The sequence below is a fragment of the Nocardia carnea genome (assembly GCF_029868855.1).
GTDB lineage: Bacteria > Actinomycetota > Actinomycetes > Mycobacteriales > Mycobacteriaceae > Nocardia > Nocardia carnea_A.
The window spans coordinates 19836-37407 of record NZ_JARWOV010000318.1; the positions used below are offsets into that span (position 1 = coordinate 19836).

The following is a 17572-nucleotide window of genomic DNA, read 5'->3' on the forward strand; positions in this document are numbered from 1 at the left end:
CGCCGCCGAGAGGTGGCGCATCCGCCGGTATCGGGCATACCCATTATCCGTCTTTCCTTCCCGCGCCGATCTCCCCGCCGGGCACCGGGCCCGAAGCCCCGGATTCGGGGGCCGGTGACGGCGCCAGACCGGAAAGGTCCGAACCGGTGTCGTTCATCCGGGTGACGAACGGCGCGGTCCGGGTATAACGGACAACACTGAGCGAGGCGGGTTCGACCATGATCCGCTGGAATCCGTCGAGGTGGATTCCCAGCGCATCGGCGAGCACTGCCTTGATGACATCACCGTGGGTGCATGCCACCCACAGCCGATCCCCGTCGTGCAACTCCGCCAGGGCCCGATCGTGTTCCCGGATCGCCGACACCGCCCGGGCCTGCACCTGCGCCAGCCCTTCCCCACCGGGGAACACCGCGGCCGACGCATGCCGCTGCACCACCTGCCACAGCGGTTCGGCCAGCAGATCTGTGATCTTGCGACCGGTCCACTCGCCGTAGTCGACCTCCGCCAGCCGGTCGTCGACCACCGGTTCCAGTTCCAGATCGGCGGCCAGCGGCGATACCGTGCGCTGGCAGCGCAGCATCGGTGAGGTCACGATCCGGGTGATCGGCAGGTTCGCGAGCCGCGTCGCGACCCCGCGCGCCTGTTCGCCGCCGCGGTCGGTGAGCTCCACCCCGGGACTGCGCCCGGCGAGGGTCCCTCCGGTATTGGACGTCGACAGGCCGTGTCGCAACAGGATCACCGTCATGCTGCCAGCCTAACGGCGGCCGCGGCGCGGCGAGGCCCGATGAGCCCGCCCCGCGCCACCGCCTCGTCTACCCGAACCGACCGGCTCACGTCGCCGACACGACCCCGCCGGCGAGCAAACCGATGATCACGAACCCCAGCACGATCCGGTACCCGACGAACCAGTAGAACGAATGCCGCTCCACGAACCGCAACAGCCAGGCAATCGACGCGTACCCGACCACGAACGAGATCAAGGTCGCCACCAGCAATTGCATACCGGAGGCGTTCAGGCCTTCACCGGCCGGTTCGAAGGCGTCCGGCAGGCTGAACAGGCCCGACGCGGTGACCGCGGGAATCGCCAGCAGGAACGAGAACCGCACCGCCGCCTCGCGTTTCAAACCGAGGAACAGGCCCGCGCTGGATGTGGCGCCGGAACGCGAAACACCGGGAATCAGGGCCAGGCACTGCGCGAAACCCATCACCAGGCCGTCGCGGGTGGTGAGCTGCTCCATCGGGCGCTCTTTGCGGCCGTAGTGCTCGGCCGCGGCGATCACCAGCGCGAAAACGATCAACATGATCGCCACCAGCCACAGATTGCGTGCGCCCGTACGGATCTGGTCCTTGAAGACGAAGCCCACCAGACCGATCGGGATCGTGGCGATGATCACATACCAGCCCATGCGGTAGTCGAGCTCGCGCTGCGCCTCGGCCGCGGGGTCGTAGCCGACGGGCCCGGCCCCGGTGACGACCGGCAGTTTCGTGGTCACCTGTTCGGCGAGCGGCACCTTCTCCCGGGCGCTCAGTTTCTCGAACACGGTCGCGAACCACACGCGCACGATCCGCCAGATGTCCTTGGCGAAGAACAACAGCACGGCCGCCTCGGTACCGAGCTGGGTGACAGCGGTGAACGAAGCACCCGCGTCCTCACCGAAGAACACCGAGGACACGATCCGCAGATGCCCCGACGACGAAACCGGCAGGAACTCCGTCAGTCCCTGCACCAAACCGAGTACCAGCGCCTGTACCCAGGTCATCGACTCGCCGATCACACAACCTCCTGAACCACGCCGAAAACCCCGCTCTTCCTTCACACTCGACGGCACCGCAGCCGTTGCACGATCCCCGGCGATCGACCGCAGCGACCCTACAGTGCCCGATACCGGGCGCGCGCGGCGACCGGGCCCCGGGACACGCCGCGCCCACCGTTCGCCGCGGACGGTCAGCGGGCGGTCACGCTCTAGGCTGGGCGCCGTGAGGAAACGTCGAACCGTGCTGTGTCTTCCGCGCGTGAGCGAGGGTCCTACGTGGTTGCGCTCCGCCACCACCTCCGGTCCTGACGCGCTCGTGCCGTGTCCGCCTGGCCCGGAGACCCGGTGATGGAACAGCGCACCGTCGGCCGCAGCGGGCTGCGGGTCTCCCGGATCGGGCTGGCCACCCATACCTGGGGCAGCCGCACCGATGCCGAGACGGCCGCCGCGCAGCTGATCGCGTTCACCGAAGCGGGCGGCACTCTCGTCGACACCTCCCCTGCCTACAGCGGCGGGGCCGCGCAGCGGATACTCGCCGAGCTCCTGGGCGATCTGGTGTCCCGCGACGAGCTCGTGCTGTGCGCAGGGGCCGGACAGGTGCCCTATCTACCGGTCGTCCCCGCCGGAAGCGAACCGCCCACGCCCGATCAGGCGCGGATCACCGTCGACTGCTCACGCCGCACCCTGCTGCGCCAACTCGATCGCACCCTTCTCGAACTGGGCACCGACCACCTGGATCTGTGGCAGGTCACTGCCTGGGATACCGCCACACCTCTCGACGAGATCGCCGACACCCTGCAGTACGCGATAGGGTCCGGCCGCGTCCGCTACGCCGGGGTCCGCGGTTTCACCGCCTGGCAGCTGGCAAGCCTGGCCGCCCGCACCCCCGTCACTGCCGTGCAGACGCCGTATTCGCTGCTCACCCGCGGGGCCGAGGACGATACGGTTCCGGCCGCCACTCACCACGGCGCGGGAATTGTCGCCACCGCACCACTGGCCGCCGGAATACTCACCGGCAAATACCGCGATGGTGTGCCCGCGGATTCTCGCGCCGCCGACGAAGCCACCGCCGCCGAGATCCGCGGCCGTCTCGACGACGATCGTGCCACCGCCGTGGTCGATGCCCTCGTCACCGCCGCCGACGGATTGGCGACCTCACCGCTGGCGGTCGCGCTGGCCTGGGTACGCGACCGGCCCGGAGTGGCGAGCATGTTCGTCGGCGCCCGCGATATGGGCCAGCTCACCGGGGTACTGGCCGCCGAGACTCTGGAACTGCCGCGCGCGATCGCCGCCGCCCTCGACGATGTGAGCTCCACCCCGTAGCCGGGGGCGGGGGCGATCACCACGCCGCGGCACGGATTAGCCTTGCCTGCATGAGCGAGTCGGGTCCGCAGGCGGCAGCGAAACGTAACAACGGAGGGACCGCGCTCGTGCGCAGCAGGCACCACACGACCTCGCCGCGGGCCCGCATGCGGTGGGCGCGGGCACTGCTGGTCGGCCTCGCCGCCGGTCTGCTCGTCCTCACCGCCGCCTGCGGTGGTACCGAACCCGCCGGCGCGACCGGGCAGCAGGGGCCGGCCACCGCGGTCCTGGACGATCTGGACCCGGTACCCCTCGCTCCGCCCCCGACACCGGCATTACCCGCGACGGTCCGGTCCTTCGACGGCGCCGAGGTCACGGTCACCGATGCGCGCCGGATCGTGGCCGCCGACCGGTACGGCACCCTCGCCCAGATCGTGTACGCGCTCGGGCTCGGCGACAATCTGGTGGGCCGCAGCACCGCCGCATCGTTTCCCGCGGTGGCGGATCTGCCGAACGTCACCGGCGGTAACGGTGCGTTGAACGTCGAGTCGATCCTCGCGCTGCGGCCCAGTGTTTTCCTCACCGACACCACCAGCGCTTCCCCCGCGGTGCGCGAACAGTTGCGCGCGACCGGGGTCACCGTCGTCTACTTCGATCCGGAACGCACCATGGAGGGGGTCGTACCGCAGATCGAGGCCGTCGCCGCGGCGCTCGGTGTCCCGGATCGCGGGCAGCAGCTCGCGCAACGCACCCAGGACGAGATCGCCGCCGCGTCGGCTGCGGTGCCCGCCCAGGACCCGCCGCTGCGTATCGCATTCCTGTATTTGCGCTCCAGCGCGATCACGATGCTCGCCGGCCCCGGGTCCGGCGCGGACGCACTCATCGCCGCGCTCGGGGCCCGCGACGCCGGAACCGAATCCGGGGTGAGTGAGCCGTTCACTGCGATCACCAGCGAGGCGATGATCGCGGCCGCGCCCGATGTGCTGCTGGTCATGACCGACGGAATGAAATCGATCGGCGGGGTGGACGGGATCGCCCGGATACCCGGCATCGCCCAGACCCCGGCGGGACGAAACAAGCGGATCGTCGATATGTCGGATTCGGTGCTGCTGTCGTTCGGCCCGAACACCGGCCGCGTGATCACTGCCCTGTCCGACGCCATCTACGGCCCTCCCTCAGCATGAGCGCGTCGGACCGGGTGGCAGTGGCATGACCGTGGATCTCGACAAACCGCGCGAGTCCATCACTCCGGATCTCGGGCGGCACACCCGGCGCCGGGCTGTTCTCGCGTTCACCGTCGCCACCCTCGCGCTGGTCGCGCTCGCCGTCGCGTCGGCCGCTATCGGGCAGGTACCGACCGGCCCTGCCGAGGTGGCCGGCAGTATCGCCCACCGGATCGGCCTGGATTGGGGGCCGCTTCCCGCCCACCCGGCCGGGGAGGTCACGCTGTGGGAGGTACGGTTCCCGCGAGTGCTGCTCGCGATCCTGGTCGGCGCCGCGCTCGCCACCGCCGGCGCGCTGCTCCAAGGAGTTTTCGCCAACCCCCTCGCTGAGCCCGGTGTGATCGGGGTGTCCTCCGGCGCCGCGGTCGGTGCGGGGGCGGTGATCGTTTTCGGGGGTGCGTTCGTCGCCGCCTGGTCGGTGGCCGCGGCGGCGTTCGTCGCCGGATTGATCACCACCGTGCTGGTGTATGTGCTGTCCCGATCGGGCGGCCGCACCGAAGTGGTGACCCTGGTTCTCACCGGTGTCGCGATCAACGCGTTCGCCGGGGGGCTCATCGCTTTCCTGCTGTTCGTCGCCTCCCCCGCCGCCCGCGACCAGATCGTGTTCTGGCAGCTGGGCAGCCTCAACGGTGCCACCTGGGATGCGGTCGCGGTGGTGGCGGTACTCGCGGCCGCCGGCATCGCGGCGGCGGTGTTCGTGGCGCCGCGACTGGACCTGCTGGCGCTCGGTGAATCCGCGGCCCGCCACCTCGGTGTCGATGTGGAACGGCTGCGGCGCACCGTGATCGTGATCGTCGCCGTCCTGACCACCGCGGGGGTCGCGTTCACCGGGATCATCCTGTTCGTCGGGCTGATCGTCCCGCATGTGGTGCGCATGATCGTCGGGCCGGGGCATCGTGCCCTGATCCCGGTCAGCGCGGTCACCGGCGCCGTCGTCCTGCTCGCCGCCGATGTCGCCGCCCGCTCCCTCGTCGACAACGCCGATCTGCCACTGGGCATGCTCACCTCGCTGATCGGCGGTCCGTTCTTCTTCTGGCTGTTGCGCCGCACCCGAGCCCGTTCTGGAGGGTGGGCATGAACGCGCCGCACCAGCACCACGGAGGATCCTCATCCATGGCCCGTCAGCACGGCACGAGCGAACCGGGCACGGAACACGCGGCGCAGCATCACCGCCCGGCGCTCCCCCATATGACCGACGGGCTCGGCAGAGCCGCCGCGCAGATCCCGCTGCGTCGCCGGGTCACCGGACTGCTACAGCGAGCTCATCGACTGCCCGCGCCCACCGGACCCGGGACCGTCACCTTGCGCGCCCGCGGCGTCACCCTGGATCGGCACGGCGGCGGGGGCGGCACCCGCCGCGTCCTCGACGATGTCGACCTCGACGTCACCGCCGGGGAGGTATTGGCGCTGGTCGGGCCGAACGGTGCCGGTAAATCGACTCTTCTCGCGGTCTTGGCCGGGGAACTCGTCCCGGGGCACGGCGAGGTCGAACTCGACGGCCACCCGCTCGCCCACTGGACGCCGATCGATATGGCCCGCCGCCGCGCCGTCCTCCCGCAATCCCACACCGTGGGGTTTCCGTTCACCGCGGCCGAGGTGATCGCCATGGGCCGCGCACCATGGCAGCGCACTCCCCGCGCCGACCGGGACGACGCGGTGATCACCGGCGCCATGGCCGCGACCGACTGCGCCCATCTGGCCGGGCGGTCGTTTCCGAGCCTGTCCGGCGGTGAACGGGCCCGGGTGGCCCTGGCCCGGGTGCTGGCCCAGGACACCGCGACCCTGCTGCTCGACGAGCCCACCGCGGCCCTCGACCTCGGCCATCAGGAGGCCGTGCTGACCCTGGCGGCCGACCGGGCCGCCGCCGGTGCCGCGGTGGTCGTGGTACTCCACGACCTCGCTTCCGCCGCCGCCTATGCCGACCGCGTCGCCGTTCTGGACAGCGGGCGGCTCGCCGCCACCGGTACACCGCGTGCGGTCCTCACCGGGGAACTGCTCAGCCGCGTGTACCGCTATCCGATCGAAGTCCTCGACCATCCGGACACGGGCGCCCAATTGGTACTCCCGGCGCGGTCGGCACGCATTTGATCTGTCCGGCGCATCTCCGGAGACAGCCGCCGGCCCGCGCCGGCGAAGATGGATCCGTTTCCTACGGTGAGCGGCACTGTTGTCACCTGTACGGCTACACGACAACTGGGTGATCGCAACCGGGCGCCGTACGCCCATCGGAACCACCACACGTGTGGACCCCCACTCTCGGCATATTCCACAACGCCATACCGGCGTGGCCCCGGCGATCAGCGTGCGCCTGTTCGGCTCGAGATCGGCTCATCGGCACGCGGTCGATCCCGACGAACCATGTCGCGAGACCGGCGAATCAGGCGACCGGCCGGCTACATCTTCTCGACGGTCGGCGATCCGGAGACCACGGTTTGCGGGTCCGCCACGACGCCGGCCGCGGCGACGGGCGATTTCGGTCGCCAGATCAGTTTCAGCACCGCCGGGGTGAGCAGCATGCGGATCACCGTGGCGTCCAGGACCAGCGCGGCGATCATGCCGTAGGCGATGTATTTCATCATCACCAGCTCCGAGAAGCCGAACGCGCCCGTCACCACGATCAGGATCGCCGCCGCCGAAGTGATCACCCCGCCGGTGTGCGCGATGCCGTATCGGATCGATTCCGGTGGATCGGCGCCGTTGGCGCGCGCCTCGGCCACCCGCGACAGCAGGAATACTTCGTAGTCGGTGGACAATCCGAACACCACGGTCACGATCAGCACCAGGACCGCGAACATCAGCGGCCCGGGTGTGAAATCGAACAGTTCCGCGCCGTGGCCCTCGACGAATATCCAGGTGAGTATGCCGAGGGTCGCGCCGAGACTCAGTGCCGACATCGCGACCGCTTTGACCGCCAGGATCAGCGACCGGAACGCCGCGTACATCAATGCCACCGCTGCCGCCACCAGCAGCAGCGCCAGCAGTGGCAGACCTTCCAGCAACCCGTGGATGCTGTCGCGTTCCAGCGCCGGCACCCCGGCCACCATCACCCGCACACCGTCCGGTTCCTCGATACCGCGTAATACCGCGATCGCGGTATCGGCGGCCCGCTCGTCCACCAGGCCGGCTTCCAGCACATTGATACCGTCCCGGGTGGGTGCGGCCGGTTCGAACGGACCCGTCAGGCCGGGTGTGACATTGGCCTGCAGCCGGATATCGCTCAACTGCGCGGCATCCGCACCCGTCACCACCAGTCGCAGCGGTTCGGTACGGAAACCGGGGAACAGGGCATCGAATTTCTCCTGCGCCACCCGCGCCGGATTGTCCTGCGCCAGGTATTTCTCGCTCAACCCACCGAACTCGATATGGCGGAACGGCACCATCAGCAGCAGCAGACCCAGCACCACCGGCACGATCACCGCCCACGGCCGCGCCATCGCCCGCACCGCCAGCCGGGAGAAGATCCCGCGATCGATTTCGGCCTCGGTACTGGCACGGGCGAACCGGCGCCACTTCCACAGGTCGATACGCCGGCCCACGATCGCCAGCATGGCCGGAAGCGCGGTCACCGACAGCACGGCAGCCAGCAGCACCGAGCTGATTCCGCCGTAGGGCACCGATCGCAGCACACCGTTCGGGTAGATGAACAGCGCACCCAGGCTTACCGCGATGATCGCCGCCGAGAACACCACCGTGCGACCCGCCGTCGCCACCGTCCGCGATACCGCGTCCTCCACGCTGCGGCCGGATGCCAGCTCCTCCCGGAACCGGGTCACGGTGAACAGCCCGTAGTCGATCGCCAGCCCCAGACTGACCAGGGTCACCACCGCGCTCGCGAAGACGTTCACCTCGATATGGCCGGTCAGCAGCCGCATGATGCCCTGGGTACCGAGGATCGTCATACCACCGACCAGCACCGGCAGCAGCGCCGCCACCACCCCGCCGAAGACGAAATACAGCAGCAGCGCCACCAGCGGTAGCGCGATCATCTCCGCCCGCCGGATATCGTCCTGCATCCCGGTGTTGATGCCCTCGACCACCGGCTGCAACCCGGCCAGCTGCACCGTCGTCCCGGCCGGTCCTGCCCCCGCAACGTCCGCACCCAGGTCAGCGGCGATCGCCAGGTAGTTGTCGACCGTGGCCGACCCCTCCCCGTGCAACCCGATACTCGCGAACGCGTACGTCCGGGAATCGTCGGCGAACTGTCCAGACAGGGCGCTGTCCCAATAGCTGTCGATGCGCAGCACCCGGTTCGGATGGTCGCGCAGCAGGCCCGCGAGCTGCCCGGTCACCGCCGCCCGCACCTGCGGATCGTCCACCGTCTTCCCCGCCGGCGCGGTGTAGAGGGCGATCACATCGCTGTCGGTATCGCGGCCGAATGTGGCATCGGCCAGTTTCGAAGCCGCTACCGATTCACTGGATTCGTCGAACCAGCCCTCCTGGGTGAGCCGATCCGCCAGATCCCGGCCGTACAGCCCGGACAGCGCGACCACGAACAGCGATATCACCAGCACCGCGACCCGGTGCCGGTACACGAAACGCCCCCACCGATGGGTCCCCGCTGTCGACATTGCGCGGCCCGCTACCTAGCCGCAGGCCGGAGTGCGGTAGTCCGCCGAACGCAGGATCCCGCACAGATCGGTCCGCGAGAGCTTCCACGCACCGTCCAGATAGATGAAATGCACCACCGTCGTCCGGACCGAGGTCCCCGAGCCGTCTTTGTCCAGCCGCAATGTCGCCGTCACGGTGCCGTCGTGATTGTCGAACACCGGGTCGGTGACCCCGTAGACGGCCCGCGGATTGTCCTGCAACGCCTTGTACATATCCGGAATCGCCTCCCGGAACGACTCCCCGTCCTCGATCAGCTTCGTGCGCTCCGAATCGGGCAGCGCCGGATCCAGCGCCCGCTTGATCTGGGTGTCCAGCTCCGCCGCGGTCGGAAGTGTGCGCGACGCCAGTTCCTGCGAGGTCGCCGCCGCCGAGGACGACAGCGCCGCCTTCGCCGACGACCGGGCCGCCGCCACCGAATCCTCGTCGACACCGGTTCCACAGCCGGTGAGCAGCACCACCGCGGCCGCGGTCACCACGGCACCGCCCGCACGCACCGCGCGCCTCGGCCGGGAAACAGCTGTGTACCGCATCACGTCCTGCATACCACTCTCACTGCCTGCCTTCGATCACCGAGCCGATACGCGCCAGCAGGGCCCGTACCGTCGGAACATTACGGCCCCCGGGCGGGGAAGTCGCCCGCGGCAGCAGATCCCGCACCAACGCGACCACGCTGCGCGCGTCGTCGAGATCGATATCGGTCACCTGGGCTTCGGCCACGGCCACCACATCCTCCGGACCCGGCACCTCCGAATCCAGGTCCGGACGGTAGATCTCCACCTGCAGCATCGCCCGGACCGTGCGGAACGCGAATGTCCGCCCGTCCCCGGTACGGCCGAACCCGTGCGCGAACGGGCCCGTCGTCACTTCCTCGGCGGAAAACGCCGGCACCTCGTGCATCGTCGACTCCTGAACTCCGCACCGTCTGATCCGTACGGTAACCCGCCCCGCACACGACCCGCCGCCGACACCCCACACCCCGCTGATACCGGCGGCCACCCGGTCGTGATCAGATAATCCCATGCAGTATCGGTCGTTTCCGGGCAGAGCGAGACGAGCGCGACACCGGCGACCCCGCGGTACCGTCGTGGTCGTGCTGCTCACCGCCGCCCTGCTGGCGGGTTGCTCCGGCGATTCCGAGTCCGGTGCCGGTGATGCGCCCACCCGGGAACCGGCGACTCCGGCGGTATCCCCGCCCCTGGCCTCCGCCCCGGCCGGGGAGGTGTACCCCGCCCCCGCTCCTCTCGCTTCCCTGGCCACCGATCCCGGCAGCGGGTTCCTCGCCGGCCTCGATCCGGCGGGTACCGGCCTGGCGCTGCTCGATCCCGCTACCACGCCACCTACCGTTCACGAGGTACGTCTGCCCACCTCGGCCCGCGATATCGCCGCCGGCACCCCGGGCGAATTCCTCGCCGCGGGCGACGGGGTGATCCTGCGGATCGACGCCGCGGACCGCACGGTCACCGAGGTGGCGGTCGACGGCGATCTGCGGACTGTCCGCTCCCGCCCGGACGGCACCCTGATCGCCGGCACCGCCGACGGCCGCGTCCTGGTCTTCGACGGCACGGGCAAGATCCAGCACACCGTCACCGGGCTGGCCTCGGCCGACGAGATCGCGCTGACCGGCGACACCGTCGCCGTCCTCGACCGCCGCCAGACGCTGGTCACCGAGATCGGGTCCGGCTACGAGAACCTGGGACTGGCGCTGCGGGCCGGGACCGGCGCCGCGAATCTGATAGAAGCCCCCGACAACCGGGTCGTCGTCACCGACCCCGACAGCGGTCAGTTGCTGGTGTTCACCACCGATCCGCTCGTCCTGCGGCAGCGCTACCCGGTAGGATCGTCGCCTTACGCACTCGCCTACGACCGGGGTTCTGACACCGTATGGGTGACGTGCACGCAGAGCAACGAGATCGTCGGCTACGACCTGTCGACGGGAGCACCGCGGGAGGTGGGCCGCTACCCCACCGTCCGGCAGCCGAACGCGGTGACCGTCGATGCCGATACCGGTGACCTCTACATCGGCTCGGCCACCGAACCGGGTCTGCAACGGATATCCGCGGACCAGCGCGAGAGAGGGCAGTGATGGCATCCACTCACCGTGGCGCGGCGACGCGGGCAAAACTCCCCGCCGATTGGGAGACCAGCGGCGACGACTACGAATACATCCCCCTGCGGCTCCCGCCCGATGTCACCCGGGTGACCGCCTCGATGCGGCTCGCCATCCAGGCCGAATTCGGCGGCTGGGAGCTGTCCCGGGTCCGCGCCTATACCGACGGCAGCCGCCGCGTTCTGCTGCGCCGCCGCAAAACCGCGCTCACCAGCCCGGCGGGGCATACCACGGAGCTATGAGCGTGCTGTACCGATTACTGCTCCGCCTGATGTTCCTGGTGCCGCCGGAACGAATCCACCATCTCGTCTTCGGAGTGATCCGCGCGGCGACCGCGATCGCCCCCACCCGGGCCCTGCTGCACCGCCTGTTCGCGGTACCGGATCCCATTCTGCGCACCCGCGTGTTCGGGGTCGATTTCCCGGCGCCGCTCGGGCTGGCCGCCGGTTTCGACAAGGACGCCACCGGGGCGAACGCCTGGGGTGCGCTGGGCTTCGGATTCGCCGAGGTCGGCACCGTCACCGCCGCGGCCCAGCCGGGTAATCCGCAGCCCCGGTTGTTCCGGTTGCCCGCCGACCGTGCCCTGATCAACCGGATGGGTTTCAACAATCACGGTGCGGCCGCCGCAGCGTCCCGGCTGCACGGCCGCGTGGCCTCGGTGCCCATCGGTGCCAATATCGGCAAGACCAAGGTCGTGGATGCCGAGCACGCCGCCGGCGATTACGCCACCAGCGCCCGCCTGCTCGGACCGCATGCCGATTTCGTGGTCGTCAATGTCAGTTCGCCCAACACCCCCGGCCTCCGGGATCTACAGGCGGTCCGGTCACTGCGGCCTGTCCTGGCGGCGGTACTCGAGAGTGTGCGGGTGCCGGTGCTGGTGAAGATCGCGCCGGATCTGTCCGACGAGGATGTCGACGCGGTGGCCGATCTGGCCGTGGAACTCGGCCTGGCCGGCATCGTCGCCACCAACACCACGATCGGGCGCGAGGGCCTGCACAGTGATCCCGCCGAGGTCGAAACCATCGGTGCCGGTGGACTGTCCGGTCCGCCGGTGGCCGATCGCTCGCTGGATGTCCTGCGCCGGCTCTACGCCCGCGTCGGCGGGCAGCTCGTACTGATCTCGGTGGGCGGTATCGAAACCCCCGACCAGGCCTGGGAAAGGATTCTGGCCGGCGCGTCCCTGCTCCAGGGGTACACCGGTTTCATCTACGGCGGGCCACTGTGGACGCGGCGGATTCACCGCGGGATCGCCGACCGGCTCCGTGCCGGCGGCTATCGCAGCCTGGCCGACGCCGTGGGCGCCGGCCACGCCGCACACCGCTAGACAAGGTCGGGTCAGGCGGCCGAACCGCTACGGATGGCACCGGGATCGTCCCGATACCCGGTGGGCACGTCCTGCATGATCCGCGCTTCCGCCAGCCTGGCTTCGACACGGCCGGCGAGCAGCACCACGACCTGTTCGAACACGAGCCCGAGCAACTCTGCCTGCTGCCGGGCCCAGGACAGCGCAGCGTCGTCGTACACCAGCTCGGGGTCGGACAGTATCTCGTCGAGTTCCATTGCGGCGTAGGCCTGTTCGAACGACAAGGCGCGTCCCGGCAACCAGCTGAGTAGCCACGACGATCCGTGACGGGTCTGCACGCGCTCGGCGAATTCGAGGGAGATACCGCTGGTCATCTGCCAGTCGGTGATATGGATGGTCACAGCTGCCTCCTCAGGGGGCTCGGCACCGAGACCGGGCCGGGACTACAGCCGGCACGGCATCGCTGCCGTCGGGTAAGGGGGGACTGCCGGGCGCGCTCAGCGCGCCGTCGCGGAGGATGCCTCCGGATCCACCCCGGTGCAGGAGACGCATCGACGTGCTGGGTAACGGTGTCCGCGGAATCGGGCTGTCGTCATTGTCGTCACCAGGCCCTCCCGTTCCTCTGATCGAGGGAAACGCTGATTCCAGTGTGTCATTTGACGGTTCCGCGGGTCAATGTAAATGTCAAACGCCGTCCTGCACTATGGTTATTGCCATCAGAGACCGGGTCGAAACCCCTCGGCGACGGCGAAAACCAGAAAGGCGCGCGGTATGTCCCCCACCGACGACACCGCCATCGTCGCTATCCGCAATATCTTGACCCGGCTCTGCAAACGCTCCGGTCTCAGCGCCGACCGTCTCGCCACCACCGAAATCGATATCACTCCCCTCCTCGACCTCCCGGTCATCCGGCGATACGCCGCCACCCACGGCATCACCCGCACCGCCGCCGTACTCCCCGTCGTCCGCGAACACGCCCGCCGCCTCCCGGCGACCCACCGCGTCATCACCGACGCCGAACTGTCCCTCGGCCTGCTGCGCGAATCCGAGACCACCGGAATCGACCCCGAGGACCTCTATTCACAGGACCTCGGCGACCGTCGCGAATACCTCTCGGCGAACTGGAGCAGGTTGCACGAGATCGCCGACGCCGAGGCCATTCCCCCGGCACCCACCGTGCGCTCCCTGCGCGCCACTCCCGAACGCCGCGCCTTCACCGCATTGGCCGCGCTGCTGGTCACCGGGAACGTCTACACCGACGCCCGATTCCCCCAGGGCACCGGCCGCCACGGCAGCTCCGGCCGGATCGGCACGCTCACCGTCGTCGGCGACGCCGTTATCGACCACATCTACCGTGTCGACGAAATCCCCGACGCGCGCGGTTTCGCCCGCGGCCGTTTCAGCGACAACCCGGGCGGCAAAGGACTCGACCGCGCCGTTGCCGCCGCCCGCCTCGGAATCGATGTCCGGCTCGTCAGCGCGGTCGGCGACGACGAGGCCGGACGCCGGATCCTCGACTATCTCCGTACCGAGAAGGTCGATACATCCCTGGTCAAGGTCGTTCCCGACGCCACCACCCCCATCACTGCGCTCATCGTCAGCAAAACAGGTATCGCGGGCACCATTTTCTGCGAGGACGACCGCATCCGGCTCACCACCGCCGAGCTCACCGGACCCGCGGTCCGCGCCGCGCTCACCGAAACCGACGCCGTCCTGGTCACCCTCGAACCGCCGCTACCGGTGATCGAACGGGTCCTGACCACCCTGCAGAACCTCCCGAAACGACCCACCCTGCTGCTCACGGCCGCCGCTGTCGAGACACCCCAGGTCCTGTACCGCTACCTGTCCATCGTCGACTACCTGATCGGATCCACCCAGGAGCTCGACAGCATGGTCCCCGAGATACCTGCCCAATCCGGGGCCCATATCGCTCAGCAACTCCAGATGCTGGGCACGCCCGTTGTCTGTGTCGTCGAGGATTTCGGCTGCACCGTCCGCTCCGACCGGCTCGCCCTCGATATCCCGCGCTTCCAGGCCGCGGCGCTCACCGATGTACCGGGTTCGCGCGGGGCCTTCTCCGCCGCACTGGTGTACCGGCTGCTGTCGCGTCCCCCGATCGCCGACGGCGGGGGTGGGCCCGTCCGCCGGGTGGCCGACGAACAGGACTACACCTGGGCGACAGCCGCCATGGTGGCGACGCAGTCGTTCGCCGGTGACGTACCCGGCGCCATGCCCACCGCCGAAGAGGTGGACCGCATCATCCGGCTCACCGCCGAAAGGCACTGACGGGTGCCCGGTCCGAGAGTCCGCACCGACCCGCCGCACATGGAGTGCGTACTCGTAGCGGCAGGCGTAAAGTCACCTATCGGCCCGCCATCGCACGGGAACGATGTCCCCGATCGGCGGGCCGAGCGCTGCGGTAGCTCGGCCCTACCCATTCTCGCGGTACCGACAAAACATCGAAGGAGTATCGACCTTGACCGCAGCCGCGGAGACTTCCGCTGTCGCCACCGAACACCGGTTCACTCGCAACGGCCACGAGTCCCCGCTGGCGGTATTCGCCGTCGACGGCAGGCCCGAACTCGGTCATGTACTGGTTTTCGGGCGGCCCGCCGACGGTTGCCTGGTGCGGATCCACTCGCGCTGCCTCTACGGTGAAGCACTCGACTCCCAGGACTGCGATTGCGGGCCCGAGCTCCGCACGTCTCTCGATCTCATCCAGGAAGCCGGCGCCGGAGTACTGGTCTATCTCGAACAGGAAGGGCGTGGCGCGGGACTGATCGCGAAAGCGCTGGGGTACCGGGAAGCCGAACGCACCGGCGCCGATACCTTCACCGCATATCGCAACCTCGGATACCCCGAGGACTCCCGTAGTTATGCCCAGGCCGCGGACAGTTTGCGCAAACTCGGGCTCACCAGGGTCCGGCTGCTCACCAACAATCCCGACAAGGTCGCGGCCGTGCGCGCCGCGAATATCGCCGTCACCGCCGAGCCGCTGCATACACCGCCGCTCAGCGAGCGGGCGGCCGCCTATCTGGAAGCCAAGCGCCGTCACCGCGGACATTGGATTCCGGCGAACCAACCCGGACCGGCGCCGAACACAGAGGGGCCGGTGGGCGAGCAGATCGCCGCCGGCGTGCGCTGACCCAGACAGAACGACCCCACCAGCGCCGTTACCCAGCTACCATTGGTGATCCGCGTCACTCTCCGATCGCCGGTCGCCCATACGACACCGGTGGTAGCGACGGCGAGTGTTCCGGTACCCCAGCACCTCGGGAACGGATCCATGACCACAGATATCGCCTACACCCACCGCACCGGCGTCACTGTCCGCACAGTGCCCGCGGCGTTCCAGCAAACCCTGACCCTCCGCCCGGATTCGGTCGCCCTGCGCACCGTCGGCGGCACCCAGGAAATCACCTGGCGGGAGTACGGGCAACGCGTCCGTGCTCTCGCCGCGGGCCTGGCCGCGCTGGGTCTCACTCGCGGCGACACCGTGGGCATCATGCTCACCAACCGGCCGGAGTTCAACCTCCTCGATACCGCCGCACTGCACCTGGGCGCCACCCCGTTCTCCGTCTACAACACCTGCTCGCCCGAACAGATCGCGCACGTCTTCGGCAACGCCGGCAACAAGATCGTCGTCACCGAGCAGCAGTTCCTCGGCACCATCCGCGCCGCGGGCGTACCGATCGAACACCTCGTCGTCGTCGACGGGCCGGCCGAAGGCGCGACGACCACCCTCGCCGAGCTCGAGGCCGCCACCGATGCCGAATTCGATTTCGATGCCGCCTGGCAGGCCGTGGAACCAGGAGATCTCGCCACCCTCATCTACACCTCCGGCACCACCGGGCCGTCCAAGGGCGTCGAACTCACCCACAGCAATGTGCTGGCCCAGATCCTCGCTCTCACCAGCGGCCCGCTCGACGTCGGGATAGACGACCGCGCGCTCTCCTACCTGCCCGCCGCCCACGTCGCCGACCGGATTTCCGGGCACGCCATCAACCTGGTGACCGGTATCCAGATCACCACCGTCCCCGATCCCCGGGAGATCGCCGCCGCGCTCCCCGACGCCCGGCCCACCGTCTTCTTCGGCGTCCCGCGTGTCTGGCAGAAGATCAAGGGCGGTGTCGAGGCCAAGCTCGCCGCCGAAACCGGCGCCAAGAAGGCCATCGCCGGCTGGGCCGTCGCCATCGGTATCGCGGCGGCCAAAGCGGATCTGGCCGGCACCGGGCGCGGCCCGCTGCTGAATATCCAGCACCGCATCGCCGAGAAGCTGCTGCTGTCCAAAGTGCGAGCGACGCTCGGCCTGGACGAGCTCCGGGTTGCCTCCTCCGGTGCCGCTCCCATCCCACCGGAAACACTCGAGTTCTTCCTCGGTCTCGGTTTCTGCGTCTCCGAGGTATGGGGTATGTCGGAGACCAGTGGTGTGGCCACCTACACCGAACTCGACAAACCCCGGCCCGGATCCGTCGGTCGCGCCGTCGACGGACTCGAACTCCGGCTCGCCGACGACGGTGAGGTACTCGTACGGGGTCCGATCATCACCCACGGGTATCGGGCCATGCCCGAGAAAACCGCCGAGGCGCTCGACGCCGAGGGCTGGCTGCACACCGGCGACGTCGGCACCCTCGACCCCGACGGCTACCTGCGGATCATCGACCGCAAAAAAGAACTCATCATCAACGAAGGCGGAAAGAACATCGCCCCGAGCAATATCGAGAACGCCGTCAAGGCCGCCTCCTCGCTCGTCGGGCAGGCGGTGGCGCTCGGTGACGCCAAACCCTATATCACCGCCCTCATCGTGCTCGACCCCGATATGGCAGCCATCCGCGCGAAGGAAATCGACGCCACCGACGCCGATATCGCCACCCTCGCCCGGCATCCCCGTATCGTCGAGGACGTCCGCGCGGCGATCCAGGCCGGGAACGCGAAACTGTCCCGGGTCGAACAGATCAAACGGTTCACCATCGTCGATACCGTCTGGGAGCCCGGCGGCGACGAACTCACCCCGAAGATGTCGCTCAAACGCGCACCGATCGCCGAGAAGTACGCCGAGCAGATCACCGCGCTCTACGCCGAGGAGGTATCCGGCACCGTGATCGACGTACGCGGCTGAGTCGAACCACCCGAACAGTAGTGGGGGGGGGGGGGGGGGGGGGGGGGGCGCCCGGCCGGGAGAGGAAGAGGGGTGGTGGGGGGGGGGGAGGCGGCGCGGCCCCCCGCGCGGGGGGGCGCGGGCTAGAAAGGCGAGGGGGGCGGGGGGGGGGGGGGG

Annotated in this window: 16 protein-coding genes; 10 read left to right on the top strand and 6 right to left on the bottom strand. The window is 69.1% G+C overall.

Going from position 1 to position 17572, the window contains the following annotated elements; genetic code table 11:
* Positions 1-43 precede the first annotated feature (43 nt).
* Together QH195_RS32895 and QH195_RS32900 are read right to left on the bottom strand one after the other, a co-directional pair.
* The gene (locus tag QH195_RS32895; protein WP_280419938.1) at positions 44-745 is read right to left on the bottom strand and encodes a histidine phosphatase family protein; all 702 of its coding nucleotides are present in this window, start codon (positions 743-745) and stop codon (positions 44-46) included.
* A gap of 85 nt (positions 746-830) precedes the next feature.
* Positions 831-1772: an undecaprenyl-diphosphate phosphatase gene (locus QH195_RS32900; protein ID WP_280419947.1), complete on the bottom strand. Its 942-nt coding sequence runs from the start codon at positions 1770-1772 to the stop codon at positions 831-833.
* A 330-nt stretch (positions 1773-2102) separates the two neighbouring features.
* Between QH195_RS32900 and QH195_RS32905 the strand changes: the two genes are divergently transcribed.
* The 4 genes from QH195_RS32905 to QH195_RS32920 all read left to right on the top strand — a co-directional run bounded on the left by QH195_RS32905 (position 2103) and on the right by QH195_RS32920 (position 6367).
* On the top strand, positions 2103-3077 hold the full coding sequence (locus QH195_RS32905) for an aldo/keto reductase (RefSeq protein WP_280438258.1): 975 nt from the start codon (positions 2103-2105) through the stop codon (positions 3075-3077).
* A gap of 146 nt (positions 3078-3223) precedes the next feature.
* The gene (locus QH195_RS32910; RefSeq protein ID WP_280438268.1) at positions 3224-4240 is read left to right on the top strand and encodes a heme/hemin ABC transporter substrate-binding protein; all 1017 of its coding nucleotides are present in this window, start codon (positions 3224-3226) and stop codon (positions 4238-4240) included.
* Positions 4241-4265: 25 nt separating this feature from the next.
* Entirely contained in the window at positions 4266-5357 is a 1092-nt protein-coding gene (locus QH195_RS32915) for a FecCD family ABC transporter permease (RefSeq protein WP_280419940.1), read from the top strand.
* Positions 5358-5392: 35 nt separating this feature from the next.
* The gene (locus QH195_RS32920; protein ID WP_280438259.1) at positions 5393-6367 is read left to right on the top strand and encodes a heme ABC transporter ATP-binding protein; all 975 of its coding nucleotides are present in this window, start codon (positions 5393-5395) and stop codon (positions 6365-6367) included.
* 305 nt (positions 6368-6672) lie between these two features.
* Here QH195_RS32920 and QH195_RS32925 read toward each other — a convergent pair whose 3' ends face one another.
* Genes QH195_RS32925 through QH195_RS32935 form a run of 3 tightly spaced genes read right to left on the bottom strand, consistent with a single transcriptional unit; the run spans position 6673 to position 9784 of the window.
* On the bottom strand, positions 6673-8847 hold the full coding sequence (locus QH195_RS32925; RefSeq protein ID WP_280438260.1) for an MMPL family transporter: 2175 nt from the start codon (positions 8845-8847) through the stop codon (positions 6673-6675).
* Between the two features lie 15 nt (positions 8848-8862).
* Positions 8863-9417 (bottom strand): hypothetical protein, encoded by a 555-nt coding sequence (locus QH195_RS32930; RefSeq protein WP_280419943.1) that lies wholly within the window; start codon positions 9415-9417, stop codon positions 8863-8865.
* Between the two features lie 19 nt (positions 9418-9436).
* Positions 9437-9784 (bottom strand): hypothetical protein, encoded by a 348-nt coding sequence (locus QH195_RS32935; RefSeq protein ID WP_280419944.1) that lies wholly within the window; start codon positions 9782-9784, stop codon positions 9437-9439.
* 193 nt (positions 9785-9977) lie between these two features.
* Between QH195_RS32935 and QH195_RS32940 the strand changes: the two genes are divergently transcribed.
* From QH195_RS32940 to QH195_RS32950, 3 genes are read left to right on the top strand one after another with little or no spacing between them, the layout of a single operon-like run.
* Positions 9978-10970: a hypothetical protein gene (locus tag QH195_RS32940; protein ID WP_280438261.1), complete on the top strand. Its 993-nt coding sequence runs from the start codon at positions 9978-9980 to the stop codon at positions 10968-10970.
* Complete coding sequence (locus QH195_RS32945; RefSeq protein ID WP_280438262.1) at positions 10970-11236, top strand: DUF5703 family protein; 267 nt, start codon at positions 10970-10972, stop codon at positions 11234-11236. Before QH195_RS32940 ends, QH195_RS32945 begins: the two co-directional genes overlap by 1 nt.
* Positions 11237-11241: 5 nt before the next feature.
* A complete protein-coding gene (locus tag QH195_RS32950; protein WP_280438269.1) occupies positions 11242-12318 on the top strand; it encodes a quinone-dependent dihydroorotate dehydrogenase in 1077 nt (358 codons plus the stop codon).
* 11 nt (positions 12319-12329) lie between these two features.
* Here QH195_RS32950 and QH195_RS32955 read toward each other — a convergent pair whose 3' ends face one another.
* Positions 12330-12698 carry a hypothetical protein gene (locus tag QH195_RS32955; protein WP_280422823.1) on the bottom strand — a complete coding sequence of 123 codons (369 nt, stop codon included), beginning with the start codon at positions 12696-12698 and terminating at the stop codon, positions 12330-12332.
* A 370-nt stretch (positions 12699-13068) separates the two neighbouring features.
* Between QH195_RS32955 and QH195_RS32960 the strand changes: the two genes are divergently transcribed.
* From QH195_RS32960 to QH195_RS32970, 3 genes are all read left to right on the top strand, one after another.
* Positions 13069-14583: a carbohydrate kinase family protein gene (locus QH195_RS32960; protein WP_280438263.1), complete on the top strand. Its 1515-nt coding sequence runs from the start codon at positions 13069-13071 to the stop codon at positions 14581-14583.
* 190 nt (positions 14584-14773) lie between these two features.
* Positions 14774-15442 (top strand): GTP cyclohydrolase II, encoded by a 669-nt coding sequence (locus QH195_RS32965; RefSeq protein ID WP_280422825.1) that lies wholly within the window; start codon positions 14774-14776, stop codon positions 15440-15442.
* Positions 15443-15583: 141 nt separating this feature from the next.
* A complete protein-coding gene (locus QH195_RS32970) occupies positions 15584-17416 on the top strand; it encodes an AMP-dependent synthetase/ligase (protein WP_280438264.1) in 1833 nt (610 codons plus the stop codon).
* The last annotated feature ends 156 nt before the right edge of the window (positions 17417-17572 follow it).

Excerpts from the sequence above, each read along its gene's own strand:
- QH195_RS32945 (WP_280438262.1), top strand. The coding sequence starts at position 10,970 with ATGGCATCCACTCACCGTGGCGCGGCGACGCGGGCAAAACTCCCCGCC.
- QH195_RS32905 (WP_280438258.1), top strand. The coding sequence starts at position 2,103 with ATGGAACAGCGCACCGTCGGCCGCAGCGGGCTGCGGGTCTCCCGGATC.
- QH195_RS32960 (WP_280438263.1), top strand. The coding sequence starts at position 13,069 with ATGTCCCCCACCGACGACACCGCCATCGTCGCTATCCGCAATATCTTG.
- QH195_RS32970 (WP_280438264.1), top strand. The coding sequence starts at position 15,584 with ATGACCACAGATATCGCCTACACCCACCGCACCGGCGTCACTGTCCGC.
- QH195_RS32895 (WP_280419938.1), bottom strand. The coding sequence starts at position 745 with ATGACGGTGATCCTGTTGCGACACGGCCTGTCGACGTCCAATACCGGA.
- QH195_RS32935 (WP_280419944.1), bottom strand. The coding sequence starts at position 9,784 with ATGCACGAGGTGCCGGCGTTTTCCGCCGAGGAAGTGACGACGGGCCCG.
- QH195_RS32925 (WP_280438260.1), bottom strand. The coding sequence starts at position 8,847 with ATGTCGACAGCGGGGACCCATCGGTGGGGGCGTTTCGTGTACCGGCAC.
- QH195_RS32930 (WP_280419943.1), bottom strand. The coding sequence starts at position 9,417 with ATGCGGTACACAGCTGTTTCCCGGCCGAGGCGCGCGGTGCGTGCGGGC.
- QH195_RS32915 (WP_280419940.1), top strand. The coding sequence starts at position 4,266 with ATGACCGTGGATCTCGACAAACCGCGCGAGTCCATCACTCCGGATCTC.
- QH195_RS32910 (WP_280438268.1), top strand. The coding sequence starts at position 3,224 with ATGCGGTGGGCGCGGGCACTGCTGGTCGGCCTCGCCGCCGGTCTGCTC.
- QH195_RS32920 (WP_280438259.1), top strand. The coding sequence starts at position 5,393 with ATGGCCCGTCAGCACGGCACGAGCGAACCGGGCACGGAACACGCGGCG.